The 21,896-nt window shown below is 37.3% G+C and carries 15 protein-coding genes; 12 read left to right on the forward strand and 3 right to left on the reverse strand.

Translation table 11 applies throughout. The features are described from left to right. Window positions 1–350 precede the first annotated feature (350 nt). Complete coding sequence (locus AB3I42_RS02700; RefSeq protein WP_010719648.1) at window positions 351–1,199, forward strand: MurR/RpiR family transcriptional regulator; 849 nt, start codon at window positions 351–353, stop codon at window positions 1,197–1,199. A gap of 259 nt (window positions 1,200–1,458) precedes the next feature. After that, a complete protein-coding gene (locus AB3I42_RS02705; RefSeq protein WP_181914578.1) occupies window positions 1,459–3,612 on the forward strand; it encodes a penicillin-binding protein 2 in 2,154 nt (717 codons plus the stop codon). An 87-nt stretch (window positions 3,613–3,699) separates the two neighbouring features. Here AB3I42_RS02705 and AB3I42_RS02710 read toward each other — a convergent pair whose 3' ends face one another. Beyond that, complete coding sequence (locus AB3I42_RS02710; protein ID WP_368022241.1) at window positions 3,700–4,509, reverse strand: Cof-type HAD-IIB family hydrolase; 810 nt, start codon at window positions 4,507–4,509, stop codon at window positions 3,700–3,702. A gap of 310 nt (window positions 4,510–4,819) precedes the next feature. Here AB3I42_RS02710 and AB3I42_RS02715 point away from each other — a divergent pair, with 310 nt between their 5' ends. Then, the gene (locus AB3I42_RS02715) at window positions 4,820–6,256 is read left to right on the forward strand and encodes an NCS2 family permease (protein WP_010738120.1); all 1,437 of its coding nucleotides are present in this window, start codon (window positions 4,820–4,822) and stop codon (window positions 6,254–6,256) included. A gap of 352 nt (window positions 6,257–6,608) precedes the next feature. Continuing rightward, on the forward strand, window positions 6,609–7,805 hold the full coding sequence (locus tag AB3I42_RS02720; protein ID WP_010738119.1) for a multidrug efflux MFS transporter: 1,197 nt from the start codon (window positions 6,609–6,611) through the stop codon (window positions 7,803–7,805). 272 nt (window positions 7,806–8,077) lie between these two features. On the opposite strand, the gene AB3I42_RS02725 is transcribed toward AB3I42_RS02720, so the two are convergent. After that, on the reverse strand, window positions 8,078–8,266 hold the full coding sequence (locus tag AB3I42_RS02725; RefSeq protein ID WP_010719643.1) for a YjzD family protein: 189 nt from the start codon (window positions 8,264–8,266) through the stop codon (window positions 8,078–8,080). 224 nt (window positions 8,267–8,490) lie between these two features. Between AB3I42_RS02725 and dnaE the strand changes: the two genes are divergently transcribed. The 3 genes from dnaE to pyk all read left to right on the forward strand — a co-directional run bounded on the left by dnaE (window position 8,491) and on the right by pyk (window position 14,840). Further along, a complete protein-coding gene (dnaE, locus tag AB3I42_RS02730; RefSeq protein WP_368022242.1) occupies window positions 8,491–11,805 on the forward strand; it encodes a DNA polymerase III subunit alpha in 3,315 nt (1,104 codons plus the stop codon). 167 nt (window positions 11,806–11,972) lie between these two features. Beyond that, window positions 11,973–12,935, forward strand: coding sequence for a 6-phosphofructokinase (gene pfkA, locus AB3I42_RS02735; protein ID WP_010719641.1), 963 nt, complete (start codon window positions 11,973–11,975; stop codon window positions 12,933–12,935). 120 nt (window positions 12,936–13,055) lie between these two features. After that, a complete protein-coding gene (pyk, locus tag AB3I42_RS02740; protein WP_010719640.1) occupies window positions 13,056–14,840 on the forward strand; it encodes a pyruvate kinase in 1,785 nt (594 codons plus the stop codon). A 257-nt stretch (window positions 14,841–15,097) separates the two neighbouring features. Here the strand turns inward: pyk and AB3I42_RS02745 are convergent, their stop codons facing one another. Further along, the gene (locus tag AB3I42_RS02745; protein ID WP_010738117.1) at window positions 15,098–16,000 is read right to left on the reverse strand and encodes a LysR family transcriptional regulator; all 903 of its coding nucleotides are present in this window, start codon (window positions 15,998–16,000) and stop codon (window positions 15,098–15,100) included. Between the two features lie 504 nt (window positions 16,001–16,504). Here AB3I42_RS02745 and AB3I42_RS02750 point away from each other — a divergent pair. The 5 genes from AB3I42_RS02750 to AB3I42_RS02770 all read left to right on the forward strand — a co-directional run bounded on the left by AB3I42_RS02750 (window position 16,505) and on the right by AB3I42_RS02770 (window position 21,311). Beyond that, window positions 16,505–17,074, forward strand: coding sequence for a DUF177 domain-containing protein (locus tag AB3I42_RS02750; protein ID WP_010738116.1), 570 nt, complete (start codon window positions 16,505–16,507; stop codon window positions 17,072–17,074). A 56-nt stretch (window positions 17,075–17,130) separates the two neighbouring features. Beyond that, window positions 17,131–17,310, forward strand: coding sequence for a 50S ribosomal protein L32 (gene rpmF / locus AB3I42_RS02755; RefSeq protein WP_010719637.1), 180 nt, complete (start codon window positions 17,131–17,133; stop codon window positions 17,308–17,310). Window positions 17,311–17,519: 209 nt separating this feature from the next. Further along, complete coding sequence (gene gndA / locus AB3I42_RS02760; protein ID WP_181914576.1) at window positions 17,520–18,941, forward strand: NADP-dependent phosphogluconate dehydrogenase; 1,422 nt, start codon at window positions 17,520–17,522, stop codon at window positions 18,939–18,941. Window positions 18,942–19,128: 187 nt separating this feature from the next. Then, the gene (locus AB3I42_RS02765; RefSeq protein ID WP_005875038.1) at window positions 19,129–19,815 is read left to right on the forward strand and encodes a response regulator transcription factor; all 687 of its coding nucleotides are present in this window, start codon (window positions 19,129–19,131) and stop codon (window positions 19,813–19,815) included. Further along, window positions 19,812–21,311 carry a HAMP domain-containing histidine kinase gene (locus tag AB3I42_RS02770; RefSeq protein WP_010719635.1) on the forward strand — a complete coding sequence of 500 codons (1,500 nt, stop codon included), beginning with the start codon at window positions 19,812–19,814 and terminating at the stop codon, window positions 21,309–21,311. The genes AB3I42_RS02765 and AB3I42_RS02770 overlap by 4 nt, the downstream gene beginning before the upstream one ends. The last annotated feature ends 585 nt before the right edge of the window (window positions 21,312–21,896 follow it).

Below are 21,896 nucleotides of genomic sequence, written 5' to 3' on the forward strand. Positions count from 1 at the left end.
TGACATCAATTTATAAATTGGAGTTCAATACTCGTGACTTCTATCAAGAGTATTCAACGTGAGACAACAAAATTTTCATGATAAAGAGTGCAACTATCATATGAATGATAGGATAACCAGGAGCTGCAATCGTCCATTCTTCTTGAAAAATTAATCTTTTATCTAAGAGTCCAAGGCTTGCCTTGGGCTCTATTGCTGTAGCCGAACCTCATCAATTATTTTTTAGCTTCATACTTTTTCTCCAACATTTATTTACAGATGATGACAAAATTTCTTGTCAGACGTCACGATCTTATTAGTGGGATATGGTATACTTAGCTAGACTGGAAGAGAAAAAGGAAGTGAGACAAATGAGCGTTATTAGCCGTATTGAGAGCATGATGGAGGAGTATTCTTCAACTGAAAAAAAGCTCGCTGATTATATCATCAAAAATGTAGAAAAAATTCCCACGATGACTGCGAACGAGTTAGCAGAAGCTGCTGGGTTAAGTGCGCCCACAGTTGTCCGATTTTCCAAAAAAATTGGGTTTCAAAGTTTGACTGACTTCAAAATAAATATTTCGACCGAGTTACAAACCGGTATCGTTGAAGGCTTCAGTGATATTCACCCAAACGAATCATTTTATTCGATCAAACACATTTTGGGAAATAATGCGCAAGTGGCAATCAAAGAAACTGTGGACATTTTAAATGAAGAAAAAATTCAAGAAGTGGTTGAGACCCTGGAAAGTGCTGAAACAGTCTTTTTATATGGCGTGGGCGCTTCATCTTTAGTGGTGGAAGACATTTTGCAAAAATGGTCTAGAGTAGGCAAACCCATTATTTTTGAAAAAGATATCCATGTTTTACTTCCTCAATTAGTAAGCAATGAAACCAAAAAAGTATTATGGTTAGTCTCCAATTCTGGTAGTAGCGCGGATGTCGTAGCAGTTGGAGAAATCGCAAAAGATTTAGGCATTGAGGTAATTGCTTTAACGCAATTTGGAAATAATCCTTTAAGTAAGTTGGCGGATGTTGTTGTACAAACCTCACGTCCAAAGGAAATTACCAATCGAAGCGCTGCTACAAATTCTTTGCTGGCTCAGTTTGTTACTATCGATATTATTTTTTATTTATATATGACAAAGAATGAACAGTTGAAGGAAAAAGTTCGTGAAACCAGACAAGTAATTAAAGGATACTTTGGTTCAAAACGGTAAGAGCATTATAAAAAGTTTTCCACAGTAAAAATATCATTTGTTGTGTTTCACGATAAGAAAATGATAAATTAAATAAAAAACTTTATTTTTTAAAGGTTTGAATTGTTTGAAAACTTGACACGATTTTATCCTGTGAAACAAAAAAAGAATATCAACTTGAAATAAGTTAAAGAATTTATTAGTGATTTTCGTTTCTTCTTTTTTATTTCAAGAAATTTAGGTACAATGAAACATAACAGTAAGTAGGAAAAAGATAGGAATGATGAGAGAGTTTATGAAAAAACTATTAAACAATTCATGGATGGATAAATTGAAAAAAGGTGCACAAGAGCCGAAAAACAAAACATTTCGACGTTCCCATGTCCCTTTTCGGTTGAATTTTCTTTTTTTCATCATATTTACATTATTCGTCGCATTGATTGCACGATTAGGTTATCTACAAATCGTTAATGGCGAAGCAATGGAAGCCAAAGTGAAATCATCATCGACGCTAACGATCCAAACCAGTTCTCCGAGGGGGATGATTTACGATTCGACAGGTAAACCATTGGTGACGAACCAAGCGAATCAAGCAATTACTTTCACCAGAGGAACAAAAATGACGGCAGAGGATCTGCTTAAAGTAGCGACAAGACTAAATCAATTAATCAATGTGCCAGTTGATGAAAATTTAACTGAACGAGATAAAAAAGACTTTTGGTTAGCTGATCCTAAGCATTTGAAAGAAGCAACGGAACGCTTAACAGCAAAGGAAAAACAACTTGATTCCAGCGATCAATACAAAGCGTTAGTTGACAAAGTAACTGATAGTGAAATCAACTTCAATGAAGAACAATTAAAAATCGCGACAATTTTTAAACGCATGAATAGCGCGTATGAGTTGAACACGGTATTTATCAAAAATTCAGGTGTGACTGATCAAGAATTAGCGGTTGTTTCCGAACATGCTTCAGAACTACCTGGAGTATCCACAGGAACCGACTGGACACGTCAATACACGGCTGCTGACTCAATCAAAAGTATTTTAGGTAGTGTGACAACAGAAAAACAAGGTTTACCAGCTGATGAAGTAGATGAATACTTAGCTAAAGGCTATTCTCGTAATGATCGTGTGGGACAAAGTTACCTTGAAAAGCAATATGAAGATGTTTTACAAGGAACAAAAACCCAATATGAAGTAACCCTCGATAGTAATGGGAATGTAACGAATCAAAAAGAAATCTTTTCTGGTGAAAAAGGGTCCAACCTCATGTTGTCTCTTAACGCTGATTTCCAAGCCAAAGTCGAAAATATCTTAAAGACAAACTACCAAAAATTAGTGGATAGTGGAAAAGCAACTTATTCGCCAGGGGCGTATGCAGTAGCGATGAATCCACAAACCGGTGAGATATTGGCTATGACAGGATTTAGCCACCAAGAAGGGTCCAAAGAGTTGACAGAAAATGCTTTGGGGAATATTACTAGTGCCTTTACACCAGGGTCAGTAGTCAAAGCAGGTACGTTAACTGCTGGTTGGCAAACGAATGTGATCTCAGGTAACCAAGTGTTAGTCGATGAGCCAATCAAATTACAAGGCTCTTCTGAAAAGAGTTCGGTCTTTAATCGAAGCGGGCGTATTGCAATCAATGCAGTCAAAGCACTTGAACTATCATCGAATACGTATATGATCAAAGTTGCGTTGAAAATGCTGGGATTGGAATATACACCAAATATGGGACTTCCTTCACTAAATGAAGAGTCAAAAGCCTATGAAGAATTACGTAAAGCGTTCAAACAGTTTGGTTTAGGAACAAAAACTGGGATTGATCTACCAAATGAATCACCAGGGATTTCTCGTTCTGTTGATTTTATGAAGAAATTTAATGCAGATAATGGTGCTCAATGGTACACACCAGGTAACTTTACTGACTTAGCTTTTGGTCAGTTTGATACCTATACACCGATCCAATTAGCGCAGTATGCTTCAACTGTAGCCAATGGTGGTAAGAGAATCCAACCTCGTTTAGTCAAGGGAATCTATGGAAATGATGAAAATGGGAACCTTGGTCCGGTGAAAAAAGAGCTGGAAACAAAAGTCGAAGATACCGTTGATATTTCTCCAGCAGATATGTCGATCCTTCGTGAAGGATTCCATCAAGTTGTTCATGGAACAGATGCGTATACGACAGCTAAACCTTTAGCTAGTGCAAAAATGGATTTGTCTGCTAAGACTGGTACAGCCGAAACTGTAGCTGAAGGTCATCCAGATATTACCACAGTAAATAGTAATATCGTGGCCTATGGTCCGAGTGATAACCCACAAATTGCAATTAGTGTCGTTCTACCGAACTTATTAGATGAAAAAGATCATATGAATCTAGTCATTGCAAAAGAAATCATGGACACTTACTACGATATGTTCATGGCAAAATAAAAAGACCAACAACTAAAAAGACCAAAAACTAAAAAGACCGTTCCAGAGAAATACAATTTGTTTTCTCTGGAACGGTCTTTTTTGATTTTAAAGGGCTAATAAGTCTTCTAGATACGTAGCTAAGCCATCTTCTTGGTTGGTGTGTTCAGTGACATCGTTAGCAACGCCTTTTAATTGATCGGTACCATTTTTCATTGCAACTCCCCAGCCAGCATATTCTAATAGTTCCAAATCGTTATGTTCGTCACCAAAAGCAATGACATCTTTTTGATCGATATCAAGGTAATTGGCAATGCGATGAACGCCTTTGGCTTTTTCAATTCCTTTAGAAACGATTTCTAAAATAGCCATTGCTCCTCCCCAAGTACGAACATCAACAAAATTACCGAATTGACGGGTTAATTCAGCTGAAACTTGTTCAGCATAGCATTTTTCTGTTCGAACCAGTAAAGAGGTTGGATCAGTTGTCAGATTTTTAGGCGATAATAAATTTTGAGGGCTAGGATTTGATGCAGCAAAAATTTTTTCATCAAAAAAATCAAAGCTGTCAATAAAATAAGTTTCACGATTTTCTGCAGCAATGAAATCTAAATTCAATTGGCGTTTTTGAGCTAAAATCTCGAATACGATGCGTTTATCGATCGAGGTTTCTTTTTCATGAGCCCAATATTGATTAGGGATATGTACTAAAGCACCGTTAAAGTTGACCATCGGTGTAGACAATCCTAATTGCTGATAATAGTGATAACTCATTCGGAAGGGGCGCCCAGTAGCAATACTGACATGGTGACCAGCGTTAATCGCTTTTTTTAATGTTTCTTCAGTTTTTGAAGTAATGATTGAATCGGGATTTAAAGTTGTTCCGTCTAAATCAATGGCAATGAGCTTTCTATTCAAAAATGTCATTCCTTTCAATGCTAGTATGTGTTTCAGTCTAGCACATATATTTTTTTTAACAAGGTGCAAATGTAAGGGGAAAAGAAGTCTTTTTTAAATTAAAGAGAACGGATACATTTTGTTCAATAACCATTTATAAGGTAAAACACGAACATTAAGCATTTTTTTGTTGCTTTTTTTAATGATTTTATTGAAAAGCGAACGAATTATAATTATAATCAATAATTGTTCGACGTAAACGGAATAGTTGACTTATTTTATTTTATTATTTGATTTTACGTCAAAAAAATTCAGGGAGTGGAAATTTTTTATGGAAAAGTTTTTCCAATTAAAGAAAAATAAGACAAATGTACCAACAGAAATCATGGCTGGGGTTACGACATTCTTTGCAATGAGTTATATCTTATTTGTAAATCCAACCATTTTGTCAGCATCAGGGATGCCTTTTCAGGCAGTGTTCTTAGCAACAATCATCGCTTCGATCATTGGTACTTTGGTAATGGGGTTGTTTGCAAATGTACCGTATGCGCAAGCACCTGGAATGGGATTAAATGCCTTTTTTACTTTTACAGTAGTTTTTGGATTAGGTTATTCTTGGCAACAAGCTTTAGCGATGGTCTTTATTTGTGGGATGGTCAACATTTTTATTACTGTGACCAAAATACGAAAATTGATCATTCATTCCATTCCTGAAAGTCTACAACATGCGATTGGAGGCGGGATCGGGATCTTTGTCGCTTATGTTGGAATTAAAAATGCAGGATTTCTCTCTTTTTCAGCTGATCAGTCAGCAATCACTAGTTCGGTGGTTGACGGAGGCAAGGCAACGAATGTCACAATCAATGGTGGGATCGTTCCAGCTTTAGCCAACTTCAATAATGCACCGATTTTATTAGCTGTGATCGGTTTGATTTTAACAGCGATCCTGGTGGTAAAAAATGTTCGTGGTGCGATGTTGATCGGGATCGTGGCAACCACTATCTTAGGGATTATGATGGGGGTTGTTGATTTAAGTACGATTGATTGGCAAGCCAATTCATTAGGAAGTTCATTCAAAGAATTAGGCACGACTTTTGGTGCTGCTTTTGGACCAGAGGGGATGCAATCATTATTTAGTGATTCTTCAAAGATTCCACAAGTAATCATGACAATCATTGCGTTTAGTTTATCGGATACATTTGATACGATTGGGACGTTCATTGGAACAGGTCGCCGTACGGGGATCTTCTCAAAAGAAGATGAAGAAGCATTAGAAGATGGCAAAGGTTTCAAGACAAAAATGGATAAAGCGCTCTTTGCCGATGCCATTGCGACATCTGTAGGAGCAATCTTTGGGACATCAAATACGACGACTTATGTAGAATCTGCTGCAGGTATCGGTGCTGGTGGACGAACAGGTTTGACCTCAGTAGTGGTTGCAGTCTTATTTGCATTAAGTAGTTTCTTTTCACCATTGATTTCTATCGTTCCAACTCAAGCAACTGCACCTGCATTGATTTTAGTTGGTGTGATGATGATGGCTTCATTCACAGATATCAATTGGCTTGACCTGGAAGAAGCACTACCAGCATTCTTTGCTTCAATCTTTATGGGATTATGCTATAGCATCTCTTATGGGATTGCTGTCGGCTTCATTTTTTACACGATCGTCAAAGTAATCAAAGGGAAATTCAAAGAAATTTCAATCCCATTATGGATCGTTGTGGTCTTGTTTATCCTTAACTTTATTATTTTAGCAACGATGTAAACCAGCCTAACTGGTAGCTGAACTATTTTCTTAAAGAACCAGCTGAAAAGTCAGGAAACAGCAACATGAGTAAGTTTACAATAAAAAGTAGCACAAATTTAATAAGAAAAAACGCTTTTTGCCATCACCATTTGAATGATTCGAAAAAAGTAGTATTTGCACTCTTAACGATTTTATATAGTTGTTAAGAGTGTTTTTTTGTAACATAAGATTTTCACTGTTAAGATAGTAAATAAGTAGAAGATAGTACTGCTCGGAACAAAACCTTTCGTCTATATAGTAACAATACATAATTTATGCTGTTTCAAAAAGAAATTTTTTGCAAAGAAACATAAAGAAATGAGGATGATCAATGAAGATACAATGGAAGAAAAATTTATTCGTGGCTTGGATCGGCTGCTTTTTTACAGGGGCTAGTTTTAGTTTAGTTATGCCATTTATTCCTGTATATGTAGAACAATTGGGTACACCAAGTGATCAAGTTGAGTTGTTTTCCGGTCTAGCGATATCTGTTACTGCCTTTGCTTCAGCTATCGTAGCGCCAATATGGGGGAATTTGGCAGATCGTAAAGGACGAAAGCTCATGATGATCCGAGCTGCCGCAGGGATGACGGTAACGATGGGATCGTTGGCCTTTGTTCCCAATGCGTATTGGTTACTGGTCATGCGTTTTTTAAATGGCATTTTATCAGGTTATATTCCTAACGCGACTGCGATGATTGCTTCACAAGCGCCAAAAGAAAAAAGTGGTTGGGCATTAGGAACTTTATCGACTGGAGCAATTGCCGGCAGTTTGATCGGACCATCAATGGGAGGTGCGTTGGCGCAGTGGTTTGGTATGGAGAATGTTTTCTTGATTACTGGGGTATTATTACTTGTGACAACACTTTTAACCATTTTCTTGGTAAAAGAAGATTTTCAACCAGTAGAAAAAAATGATATGATCAGTACAAAAGAAATCTTTGCCAAAATGGATCATTTATCCATTCTAATCGGATTATTTGTGACCACTTTGATTCTTCAAATTGGTATCACAACTATCAGTCCTATTTTGACCCTATATATTCGTGAGCTAAGCGGGAATTCAGGAAATATTTTATTTGTTAGTGGGTTAATCGTTTCGATTTCAGGTGTGTCTGCAGTTTTTTCCTCTCCTAAACTAGGGAAATTAGGGGATAAAATAGGGAACCAAAAAGTACTGCTTGCAGGGCTAACCTTATCTTTTTGTTGCTACTTACCCATGGCTATTGTAGCGACCCCTTTACAGTTGGGGATCTTACGGTTTATTCTTGGTTTTTCAACGGGAGCGTTAATGCCATCCATCAATACACTCATCAGTAAGATCACGCCGCCAGAAGGAGTGAGTCGAATCTATAGTTACAATCAAATGTGTAGTAATTTTGGACAAGTCTTTGGACCGATGGTGGGCTCGACGGTTGCGCATGCCTTTAACTATCGCGCAGTGTTCATTGCTACAAGTCTCTTTGTTTTATCTAATATCTTATTATCTTTATTTAACTTCAGAAAAGTTCTTCGACAACGCTTCTGATCAGATGATGAAAAGATCGTGTGTCGCTTTCGTTAAAACCTCGCAACTCCGATGACACTAGGGAAGAATTTGTTGAAATAACCGCTCATGTTTTGAGAAATTCAGGCTTATTTCAAGGAACAACAATTATTCATTTTTGTGCATGATAAAGAGCCCGGGACGACCTTTTGTCCCAGGCTTAACTTTTCCACTCCAAAAAGTTAATGGAAAGCGAAATGATTTTATCAAAATACATAAAAAGGATGAGACTGCGTCCCACCCTCATTTGGCTTTTATGAATGTGATGAGGCTTCTTTTCTAGGAGTTGCCAATGCACCAAGTAAAATGACAACAACGCCTGCAACCAATGAAATAATCGTTGTTAAAGTAAAATCATAGCCACCGCTTGTAAGAGCCCCACCAATGTAACCTACGACTTGACCTAAGACAAATGACCAAAATAATGTGACGATATATCGCATAAAGAACACCTCTTTTCTAAGCTTAGTTTACCAGAATTTTGCTGAATGTAAAGAAAGCTAGTTGTAAAAAAACAAGTTTTATGATTTAACCAGTCCATGTGATAAAATAATAAAAATGCAAATCAAAGAGAATGATTACAAATGCGTTGTCGTCTAACCTATATTCATAGTAGATAAATGAACGCATTGATTAATTGTCTAACTATACAAAAGGTGGAATGACCATGTTTTTCCCACAATTATATACAAAAACCTCCTATTCGCTGTTGCAAAGCACGATCAGGATCCAAGATTATGTCGAAAAGGCAAGAGCACTAGGTTATACAGTCCTAGGAATAACTGATCAAGATGTACTGTATGGGATACCTGAGTTTTATCAAACATGTATCAAAGAAGGAATAAAGCCAATTGTCGGCATGCTCCTTACTTATACTTATGAGTCCCAAGCTTTTGATTTATTGGTATATGCGAAAGATGGCGTTGGCTACCAGCAGTTGATGAAGCTGTCGAGTAAAAAAATGATTCAAGAAAGTCTCGCATTATCAGAATTTACGGAATCAGATCATTTGATTTTCGTCGTTCCTCCCCAACATTCTGTGGTAGCTGAATTTAATCAAACGGAGACCTTTACTGCCCATTGGCAAGCACTCAAAGAAAAAGTAGGTCGACAAGATTTTTATGTTGGAATCACTGAAAGTTTCTCAGAACTACCAAGTGGTTGGGTAACGTTCCTAGCAGAAAACAATTATTCCTTATGTGCATTACAACCTATTGCCAGCTTAAGACAAGAAGAACTGTTTGCGCTTGAGACGATGAAAAATCTTCGAGCTGGGAGCCAACTTTCTATGGAAGCAATCAACCAACAAAAGATAGAAACTAAAACAGGTTTTTTACTTGCTGAAAATGAAATGATCCAACGGTTTAATGAAGCACAGTTGGTTGATGCGCTAGAGGGTGCGCAACGTTTAGTTCAATCGGTTTCCTTTGAATTTCAATTTCATCAAAAGCTGCTGCCTCATTACCCAGTACCAGATCAGAAAAGTGCTGGTCAGTACCTTGATGAATTGTGCCACGCAAAATTAGTAGAGCGAGTCGAAGAAATCACTCCTGAATATCAAGAGCGTCTAGCATATGAGTTGTCGATTATCCACCAAATGGGCTTTGATGATTATTTCTTGATCGTGTGGGACGTCATGGCGTTTGCTCATCGAGAAAAAATCGTGACTGGCGCTGGACGAGGATCAGCGGCTGGTTCATTAGTTGCATATATCTTGGAGATCACCGATGTCGATCCTTTGCAATATGATTTGCTTTTTGAGCGTTTCTTAAACCCAGAACGTTATACGATGCCAGATATCGATTTGGATATCCCTGATAATCGTAGAGAAGAAGTCTTGAATTATGTCAGAGCAAAATATGGACAATACCATATGGCGCAAATTGCAACGTTTGGGACGATGGCGGCTAAGATGGTGTTAAGGGACGTGGCTCGTGTCTTTGGTTTATCACAAAGCGAAGCCAATCTATGGTCAAAGGCGATCCCTAATCAGTTGAAAATTACCTTACCCGAAGCATATCGGACATCGAAACCCTTAGTGGAGTTAGTTCAGTTAAGTGAAAAAAATCAATTACTATTTAAAACAGCTTCGATTTTAGAAGGATTGCCTCGACATGTCTCGACTCACGCAGCGGGTGTTGTGATCAGTGATAAGAATCTATTAGATCTGGTTCCATTACAAAAAGGATCAGATGAAGCATTTTTAACTCAATATACGATGAATGACGTGGAAGCGATCGGACTACTCAAAATGGATTTTTTAGGATTGCGAAATCTTTCGATCATTGATTACGCATTGAAAGCTATTAAAAAAGTAGAAAAGAAAGAAATTCGATTGAAACAAATTCCTTTAAATGATCCTAAGACACTTTTTCTCTTTCAACAAGGAGATACTACAGGGGTTTTCCAATTTGAATCTGCAGGTATTCGCAATGTTTTACGCCGATTAGGACCAGAAACAATTGAAGATATTGCGGCAGTCAATGCGTTATATCGTCCAGGACCAATGCAAAATATCGATACGTTTATTTCCCGCAAAAAAGGAAAAGAAACGATCCATTATCCTGATGACTCCTTAATGCCTATTTTAAAAAACACATATGGTGTCATCGTGTATCAGGAACAGATTATGCAAATCGCTGCAAAGATGGCTGGTTTTTCTTTGGGCCAATCGGATATTTTGCGTCGAGCAATCAGTAAAAAGAAAAAAGAAGTGATTGACAAAGAGCGGGAACACTTTGTCAGCGGGGCAGTAAGTCAGGGCTATTCGAAAGAAAAAGCGGTCGAAGTCTATGACTATATCGAACGTTTTGCCAATTATGGTTTCAATCGCTCGCATGCGTTTGCTTATTCATTTGTTGGGTTCCAAATGGCGTACCTCAAAGCCCACCATCCAGGCGCATTTTTTGTTAGTTTACTAAATTCGGTTCGACACAATACGACCAAATTAAAAGAATACATCGCTGAGGCAAGAAAGAAAAAATTAAAACTAGCAGCACCTTCCATTAATCAGAGCTATTATGGCTTTGAGCTAATTAATCCAGAAGAGATTCGTTTTGGTCTAACTGCGATCAAAGGTGTCCGAAAAGACTTCATTGAGGATATCTTAAAAGATCGAAAAGAAAATGGCGCTTATCAATCAGTGGATCAATTCTTGATTCGTTTAGATAAACGCTGGCTAAAATTAGAGTTGATCCAGTCATTAGTAGCAGTAGGCGTGTTTGATGAATTGGCACCAAACCGAAAACAATTGATGCTCGATTTAGAAGGAAAAATACAAAACATTATTTATAGTGGTGGAAGCTTAGATCTCCTAGGGATCATGGCTTTAAAAGAAGAAGAAGTGGCTGACTATTCTTTAGAAGAAAAGCTGCAATTAGAAGAGGAATATTTAGGCGTTTATCTTTCAGGGCACCCAACAGAAGGCTATGAACGCTTGAAATTAGCTAAAAAAATCCGGTTAATTACTGAAGTTATTCCAAAACAAACAGTCAGTGTATTAGTGATGATTAAAAATATCCGTGAAATCAGAACTAAAAAAGGGGAATTGATGGCTTTTGTTGAAGGAACAGATATCAGTGGAGAAATCACGATCACTGTATTCCCCAAATCCTATCGACAATTTCGTTCATTGTTTGAGTTGAATAAAGTGATCTTTGTTCAGGGACGAACAGAAACGAGTAAATACAACCAAGAGTTGCAATTGATTGGCGAAAATTTTGCTGATCCTGTAGAATTAGAAGAACAATATCAAGATCAGACTTGCTACTTACGAATCAAAGAAGAATTTGATGATCCACAAACGATGAAACAATTGCAAACTATTTTTCAGAAACATTCTGGGTACATTCCAGTCGTGATGTACCATGAAAAGAATCAACGGAAAGTAGTGCTGGCAGAAGCTTATTGGGTCGATGGAAGTAAGAGCTTGAAGAGTCAATTAGCTTACTTGCTCCAACCAGAAAATGTTGTTTTCAAATAACTTACGGTAAAATATACTATTTGCTTTCATTTTTTTTCATTTTTTTATCAGTAAATCAAGACAATTGCTAAAAATAATGTTAGAATGTTAGTCGTGGTTAACGCAAAGAAGGTTATTAACCTAAGCATTGCTTAGGATAAAGTATTTTAATGAGGTGAATGATTATTATGAAACGCATTGGAATTTTGACCAGTGGCGGAGACGCACCTGGAATGAATGCTGCTATTCGTGCTGTTGTTCGTAAAGGGATTTATGAAGGGCTCGAAGTATATGGAATCAACTATGGATTTGCTGGATTAGTTGCAGGAGATATTCGTCGTCTAGATGTTGCAGATGTGGGTGATAAAATCCAACGTGGTGGGACATTCTTGTACTCTGCACGTTACCCTGAATTTGCGACTGAAGAAGGTCAATTAAAAGGGATCGAACAATTGAAAAAATTCGGTATCGAAGGTTTAGTTGTTATCGGTGGAGATGGCTCTTACCATGGAGCAATGGCATTGACAAGACGTGGATTTCCAGCTGTTGGTGTTCCAGGAACGATTGACAACGATATTCCAGGAACTGATTTCACAATCGGTTTTGATACAGCAATCAACACAGTTTTAGAATCAATCGACCGTATTCGTGATACAGCAACTTCACACGTTCGTACGTTTGTTATTGAAGTAATGGGACGTAACGCTGGCGATATCGCATTATGGTCAGGTGTTGCCGGTGGCGCAGATGAAATTATCATTCCTGAACATGATTTTGATATGGCATCTGTGGCTAAAAAAATCCAAGAAGGCCGCGATCGTGGTAAAAAACATTGCTTGATCATCTTAGCAGAAGGCGTAATGGGCGGAAATGAATTTGCCGAAAAACTTTCTGAATATGGTGATTACCATACACGTGTATCCATCTTAGGACACGTAGTACGTGGTGGCTCACCTAGCGCACGTGACCGTGTGTTAGCAAGCAAATTTGGTGCTTATGCTGTTGACTTGCTTCGTGCAGGTAAAGGTGGACTATGTGTGGGTATCCGCGACAATGAAATGGTCGCTGCAGATATCATCGAAACACTAGAAAGCAACAAACACAAACCAGACTTATCACTTTATGACTTAAATAACTCACTTTCATTCTAAGATTGAAAGCCTGTTATTTTAAATTTAAGCTATAGTTAAAAATAGGTATAGCTTGTTATCTTTGTATTTAGGCTTTAACCAGCTTTAAATAAACAAAATTGAATGGGAGAGTTTTGTAAAATGAAAAAAACCAAAATCGTTAGTACATTAGGACCAGCAAGTAATTCAGTAGAAACTATTTCTAAATTGATTGAATCTGGGGCAAATGTCTTCCGCTTTAACTTTTCACATGGTGATCATGAAGAACAATTATCACGTATGACAATGGTCCGTGAAGCAGTTAAAAAAACAGGTAAAGATGTAGGTATCCTTTTAGATACAAAAGGTGCTGAAATTCGTACAACTGTTCAAGGCACAACTGAAGCTGATTTTGGTCGTGCAGGATACATCAAATTTGAAGTAGGAGATAAAACTCGTATCTCAATGGATCCTGAACATGTAGGGTCAAAAGAAAAAATCGCTGTTACTTACCCTGGACTATTTGAAGACGTTCATGTAGGTGGACACATTTTATTCGATGATGGCTTGATCGATATGGAAATCATTGAAAAAGACGAAGCAACTCGTGAATTAGTTGTAGAAGTGAAGAATGCTGGAATGCTAGGATCTCGTAAAGGGGTTAATGCACCAGGCGTTTCAATTAGCTTACCAGGGATTACTCCTAAAGATGCAGATGATATTCGTTTTGGTCTAGATAACGATATCGACTTTATCGCTGCAAGTTTTGTACGTAAAGCGCAAGACGTTTTAGATATTCGTGAAATTTTAGAAGAAAAAGATATGACACACGTTCAAATCTTCCCTAAAATTGAATCACAAGAAGGAATCGACAACATCGACGAAATCATCAAAGTTTCTGATGGTGTAATGATCGCTCGTGGTGACATGGGTGTTGAAATTCCTGCCGAATTAGTTCCAATGGTTCAAAAACGTATTATCAAAAAATGTAATGCAGCTGGTATCCCAGTAATCACAGCAACACAAATGTTGGAATCAATGCAAGAAAACCCACGTCCAACACGTGCAGAAGCTTCTGACGTTGCCAATGCCGTATTTGACGGAACTGATGCAACAATGTTATCAGGAGAATCAGCAAACGGTGACTACCCTGTAGAAGCTGTTGCAACAATGGCTCGTATTGACCAACAAGCTGAAAATGCATTATCAGAATTAGGTACTTTCCAATTAAACGAATTTGATAAAACTGATGTGACTGAAACAATCGGTCTATCTGTAGCACGCGCTGCTAAAAACTTAGGCGTTAAAACAATCGTAGCTGCAACTGAATCTGGTTATACAGCTAAAATGATCTCAAAATACCGTCCAGATGCTGACATCTTGGCTGTTACTTTTGACGAACGTACAAAACGTGGTTTGATGCTTAACTGGGGTGTTTACCCAACAGTTGCTGAAAAACCAACAACAACTGACGAAATGTTTGAATTAGCTGCTCAAAAAGCAGTTGACTTAGGCTTTGCTTCAGAAGGCGATTTGATCTTGATCACTGCTGGTGTACCAGTTGGTGAACGTGGAACAACTAACGTAATGAAAATTCAAATGATTGGTTCAAAATTATTAGAAGCTCAAGGCGTTGGTCAAAAATCAGTCGTTGCAAATGCAGTTGTTGCTTCATCAGCTGAAGAAGCAATCAAAAAAGCAAAAGACGGCATGGTTTTAGTTGTTCCAACAACTGATAAAGAATACATGCCTGCAATTGAAAAAGCAGCAGCAGTTATCGTTGAAGAAGGCGGATTGACTTCACACGCAGCAGTTGTAGGAATTGCACAAGACATTCCTGTAATCGTTGGTGCACAAGATGCAACTTCAACAATCACTGATGGCGAGTTAGTAACTGTAGACTCACGTCGTGGTATTGTATACCGTGGCGAAACAACAGCAATCTAATTGACTCCGCTGATCATCAAAAAAGGATAAGACTAGGTCTTATCCTTTTTTTTCGTTGTTTTTTAGATGAATCATGCGTCAACCTTCATTTTAACAGAATGATCGTCGGGGTGTTTAAGCTACGTTTTTAAAACGACCTTTTTCTAATGTTACTTAAAGTGTCAATTAGAGAGGAACAAGCAGACTACCGTACAACCATTATTTGATGTTTATTCAAAAGTGTTAATTATTATTCATTTCTATTAATAGCCATTCAATTAAGATTTGTTCTTCTTTTGAGTTTTCATAAATTGTTGGATGACCTCAACCACATTTTCTTGTAAAGGAGTCGGGATTTGCTGAGTACGCTTAGCGAGTGAAATCAGAAAGTGCGGCTGAAGCTGATCGGAAAGTGGGATCGATACGAGATGATCTTCAGGGTGAATAGCAATTTCAGTTAAAAAACCGATCCCGATATTTTCTCGAATCATGCTTTTCAATATGGCTAAGTCATTGCTTTGGTAAACAACTTTAGGTTCAATATGTGCCTGTTTAGCTAACTTTTTAAAAGCTGCAGGATGAACGTAATGCTCGTTCAATAAAACGAATTGTTCAGCTATTAGGTCGCTAAAAGAAATCGTTTGTCGGTCAGCGAAAGGATGAGTAGGAGCAACGACAATCATGAATCGCTTGTCTAAAAGTAATTCGATCTCTAATTTTTGATCGATAATTGGTTGGGTGGAGCCCAGGATCGCTAAATCGATTCTTCCTTGGTGGATCATGCCATACAAATCTCTCGAGCCACCATCTGTAATCTCAATTTGGTCCATTAGCTGAGATTTAATAAAATAACTGGATAATTTCGGAAAATATTCATTGCCAATGATTGGTGGCATTCCAAATCGTAATTTCTTTTTCTGTAATTGCGTAATCTCTGCTTTTGCCATCTTGATCTCTTGCAAGATAGATTGTGCATGGATAAATAACTGTTTGCCAGCAGGGGTAATCACTAATTCGTGGTGTGAACGATCTCTCGTGATAAGAACTGCGTCAAGTTCTTTTTCCAGGCGCTTAAGTGCGTAAGTGATCGTCGGTTGACTAACTTGAAAGTACTTGGCTACCTTGGTAAAATTCTTTTGCTTGACGATTTGAACATAATATTCGATATCTCGTGTGTTCATAACAAGCGTCTGCTCCTTTTTCTTATAAATATTGTTTATTGTAGTTCATCTTGAATACTTGAGCAAATAGAAACCATCAAGTATGTACGCCACAGAACAACTTGTAGAAGAATTTAGCCGGATAAACGATCAAAACTGCTGTTTTTATACCGTTAGTTATCATTCTTGGTTAGTAAAAATCGTTCTTCTGTAGGAATGATCGAATGTTATTCTAAAAATCATCAGTTAATTTTGGGGTAAACATATAGTTTACGAAACAATAAGGAGAAAAAGTCAAAATTTACAGAGAGTCTTTCACGTAATAGAGAAAAAGTTTAGTTAAAAAAATGGCTTCTCTATTTGTTGCGGGTTGCCATGGAAATTTGTTCGTAAATAAAAATAAGACAACATAACGAATAAATAAAAAAAATGTTTTTTAATGAAGTGTAAGGTGTCAAGAAAATTTCATTGACAAGGACCTTTTTGCCCTGTATAATTGCTTTTGTTGCTTAGGAGTGATGAAAAATGAAATGGTCCTTACTCGAATTGAGAAAATACCAAGAGACACCGTTAACATTTCATGAGACCCTTGATCTTAAAGCGGAACTCATGGAGCGAGACAATTTAATACTAGATGTTGCGCCTGTTGCAGTCCAAGGGTTAGTCTCAGTTGATAAAAAAGGCTATCTGGTTCATTACACTGTGCAGACGACTCTGACTGTTCCATCTACGCGTTCTTTAGAACCGGTTGAATTACCGATGGACTTTACTGTTGACGAATTGTTTATGACAAAAGAACAATATCAACTCAGAGATGACCAATTGTCTGCAGAAGAGATTTTGTTAATCGAAGATGCAAAACTTGACCTGACAGAATCAATTGAAGACAACATTTTATTGGCAATTCCGATGCGCGTATTAACAGAGGAAGAAGAACTAGCAACTGACCTGCCAAAAGGAACAGATTGGGAAGTCGTTTCCGAAGAAGAATATGAGCGTAGAAAATCAGAAGATGCCAAGACAAAAGTAGATCCTCGTCTTGCAAAATTATCGGAACTTTTTGATGAACCATCAAATGAAGATGATAAAGCGTAAGATTGGAATATATTGCATCAATTAAGGTGCAAGACTTTACAAGGAGGTGTAGCAAAATGGCAGTACCAGCTAGAAGAACATCAAAAGCTAAAAAAGCAAAACGTCGTACACACTACAAATTGACAATCAAAGGTTTAAACGAATGTGCAAACTGTGGTGAAATGAAAAAAAGCCATCACGTATGTGCAAATTGTGGTTACTACGATGGTAAGGACGTAATGTCTAAAGAAGCTTAATACATTTTAATTAGAAAATGTAAAAACCTCAAGGCTAACCATGGAGCCTTGAGGTTTATTTTTTTGTGATACTTTAAAACTTTCCTAGCTCGTCCATTAATATTAAAACAATGTCATAAAAATATATGCTTCTTTGGTTTGCAATAGCGCCATGTTAAGCTATAATGATAGAGATTAGGGAGAACATCCCATATGTAGGAGGAGTTCATATGTCAAAACAACAAATCGGCGTTGTCGGTATGGCCGTAATGGGTAAAAACTTAGCCCTTAATATTGAAAGTCGTGGGTATTCAGTTGCCCTCTTTAACCGTACTGGATCAAAGACAACTGCTGTGGTGGAAGAACACCCAGACAAAAAATTTAAAGCAACTTATTCAATCGAAGAATTTGTCGATTCGATCGAAAAACCACGTCGAATCCTTCTAATGGTAAAGGCTGGTCCGGCAACGGATGCAACCATCCAAGAATTACTTCCGCATTTAGATAAAGGAGATATTTTAATCGATGGAGGAAATACTTTCTTCAAAGACACGATTCGTCGGAATGAAGAACTAGCTAACTCTGGTATCAACTTTATCGGCACAGGTGTATCAGGTGGGGAAGAAGGAGCCTTAAAAGGACCTTCAATCATGCCTGGAGGGCAAAAAGAAGCCTATAAATTGGTTGCGCCAATCTTAGAGCAAATCTCTGCTAAAGCAGAAGACGGGGCCCCTTGTGTGACTTACATCGGTCCTAATGGTGCTGGTCATTATGTCAAAATGGTTCATAACGGCATCGAATATGGCGATATGCAATTGATTGCAGAATCCTATGACTTGATGAAAAACATTTTAGGCTTATCAGTTGAAGAGATGGCTGACATCTTTAAAGAATGGAACCAAGGTGAGTTAGATAGTTACTTGATTGAGATCACTGCAGATATTCTAACAAGAAAAGATGATGAAGGAACTGGTAAACCAATCGTTGACGTCATCATGGACGCTGCTGGTAACAAAGGAACAGGGAAATGGACGAGCCAAAGTGCGTTAGACCTAGGTGTTCCTTTACCATTGATCACAGAATCAGTTTTTGCCCGCTACATTTCAGCATACAAAGATGAACGTGTCCGAGCAAGCAAAGTGCTAACCCGCACGAATGAGTTTTCATTTACTGGAGATAAAAAAGAGTTAATCGAAAAAATCCGTGAAGCATTGTACTTCAGCAAAATTATGAGTTATGCACAAGGTTTTGCTCAATTACGTGTTGCTTCTAAAGAATATGGTTGGGATCTGCCATTTGGTGAAATTGCTAAGATCTGGCGCGCTGGGTGTATCATTCGTGCTCGTTTCTTACAAAAAATCACTGATGCGTATGACAAGGATTCTGATATCGAAAATCTTTTATTAGATGATTATTTTGTCGACATCACCAATAAATACCAACAAGCAGTAAGAGATGTAGTCGCACTAGCTGTCCAAGCAGGCGTTCCAGTACCAACTTTTTCTTCTGCGATTGCTTATTTCGATTCTTATAGAGCAGAACGCTTACCGGCAAATATTATCCAAGCGCAACGTGATTATTTTGGTGCGCACACCTATGAACGGGTAGATAAAGAAGGAATCTTCCATTATTCATGGTATCATGAAGAGTAATCTTTTCGCTTCTTGAAGATGAAGAAAAATAAAAGATGACATGAGAGCTGGAGTCAACTGAAAAGAGAAGACTTCAGCTCTTTTTAAAAATTATTATCCATGATAAAATGGTTATAGATTTTTAAGTAGATTATCGGTATAATAATAGAGTTTTGAAAAGCCCGTAGAATAGAAAGGAAAAAAATTGATGAGTAATATTCTAATCATTGAAGATGAGAAAAACTTAGCTCGGTTTGTCGAGTTAGAATTAAAGCATGAAGGCTACAATGCAGAAGTACATTACAATGGCCGTACAGGATTAGATGCAGCGTTAAACAATGAATGGGATGCTATTTTATTAGACTTGATGTTACCAGAATTAAATGGACTAGAAGTATGCCGTCGTGTCCGTCAAGTTAAAAATACACCAATCATTATGATGACTGCTAGAGACTCAGTAATCGATCGTGTCTCAGGATTAGATCATGGTGCAGATGACTATATCGTTAAACCTTTTGCGATTGAAGAATTATTAGCTCGTTTACGTGCCTTATTACGTCGTATCGACATTGAAGGAGACAAGAATGTAGCGAAACAAACAACGATCACCTATCGTGACCTAACGATCGAAAAAGAAAATCGTGTCGTACGACGCGGCAGTGAAGTCATTGAGTTAACAAAACGTGAATATGAATTGTTACTTACTTTGATGGAAAATGTAAATGTTGTATTAGCCCGTGATGTTTTACTAAACAAAGTATGGGGATACGAAACAGAAGTCGAAACGAATGTTGTGGATGTCTATATTCGTTATCTTCGTAATAAAATTGATGTTCCTGGAGAAGAAAGTTATATCCAAACTGTCCGTGGAACAGGCTATGTGATGCGCTCATGATAAAACCGAAAAATTCTGAAAAAAGAGAACTTAAAGGTCCCTCCTTGACAATCAAGTGGGCCTTTGCAAGTTCTTTCTTTATATTCGTTGTTTTTACCATTTTTGCGGTCATTACGTATAAGTCTTCAATCAATCTAATCGTGGCAAAAGAGCGAAACAATGACGAACGAACGATCTCAGAAGTCGCTTCACGATTAGCCAATGCAAATGAAGAGCTGACATTAGTCAACACTTACCGCAACTTAACAAATGCAGAAAATAATACGAGCATCAGTGACACATCAATCATTGAAGGGAATTTGATGAAAATCGATTCGTTCATTTCCGAATTAGGACAATCTTCAATGGATCTATATGTCTATAACTTAGATGAAAAATTAATTTTTAAAACGCATGAAAAAGATCGTTCATTGATCCAAACAACTAGAAAAGTGCCAACGATCGTTACGTTAGATGGCAAAACTGGTTTTCTTTCTGTCCAGCCGATCTATTCTAAAGAAACGAGAGAAAAGATTGGTTATGCTCAAAGTTTTTATGAACTTTCATCTTTTTATGATATTCGGAACAAGTTATTATTGACACTCATCGTATTAGAAGTTGTTTCCTTGATTTTAAGTAGTATACTCGGGTTTTTCTTATCCTCTTATTTCTTAAAACCATTAAAGGTCTTACGAGACACGATGGATACGATTCGTAAAGACCCACAATCAGATATTCATATGCCGGAAATCGATACGAATGATGAACTAGCTGATCTTGCTGAAATCTTCAATGAGATGCTTGATCGCATGCGTCTTTATATTGAACAGCAAGAACAATTTGTGGAAGATGTTTCTCATGAATTAAGAACTCCAGTAGCAATCATTGAGGGACACTTGAGTTTATTGAACCGTTGGGGGAAAGATGATCCTGAAATCTTAGAAGAATCATTAGCTGCAAGTATGCAGGAAATTAGCCGAATGAAGAGTTTGGTTCAGGAAATGCTTGATCTTTCCAGAGCAGAACAAGTGGATATGCATTATGCGAATGAAACGACATTAGCGAAAGAAGTCACTTACCAGGTTTACAATAACTTCAAAATACTATATCCAGATTATGTCATTACTTTAGATGACGATTTAGCAAAAGAAGTGACTCTGCAAATTTATCGTAACCACTTTGAACAGCTAATCATTATTATTTTGGATAATGCAGTGAAGTATTCAACCAATCGAAAAGAAGTGCATATTTCGATTTCTTCTACATTGAGCGAATTTGAAATTGCGATTCAAGACTTTGGAGAAGGCATACCACAAGAAGACCTTAATAAGATTTTTAATCGCTTTTATCGTGTCGACAAAGCCAGAGCACGAACAAAAGGTGGTAATGGGTTAGGGTTATCCATTGCCAAGCAATTGGTTGAAAATTATAAAGGAAGAATCAATGCAGAAAGTGTCGTTGGGCAGGGTACCATTTTTAGGATCTTTATTCCGATTGTAAAAGAAGAAAACAAGTAAAGGGGGTTAACTTTACTTGTTTTTTTTATTCAAAAAACAAATAATATAGGGAAGTGCTCGAATTTATAAAAAACGTAAATACGCGGAACCGAACTTTTGTATCTGAATTGGTGTTAAACGCGCTGAAAAAACTATAAAAAAACGTCAAAATACTAATTATCGAGAGGAATATTCGCCTTTAAAAATTATAGTGAAAAATATGTTTTTTTCTATTGCAATTTTCGACAGTCCTTGATATATTATTATTTGTTCTGATAAAGCGTGATGAATTTCACTTTAAAATTTGTTGAAAAAACATATTGACGATGAAAAATCACCATGTTATAATAACGAAGTCGCTTGATTAAGGAGTGACGAAAAGATTGAAATATCAATGAAAAAAGTTGTTGACAAATAACAATTTAAATGATATGATAATCAAGTCGTTAAGAACACGGCAAACAACTCAGTCAAAAAAACTTGAAAAAAGTTGTTGACAAAACCTTAAGAAAATGTTAAGATATAAGAGTTGTTGAAAGAAAAAATGTAGACCTTTGAAAACTGAACAAAGCAAAGACAAACCAAATGTGTAGGGCGTCTTGATTA

This window comes from Enterococcus sp. C53, assembly GCF_040887425.1.
Classification (GTDB): Bacteria; Bacillota; Bacilli; order Lactobacillales; family Enterococcaceae; genus Enterococcus_B; species Enterococcus_B hirae.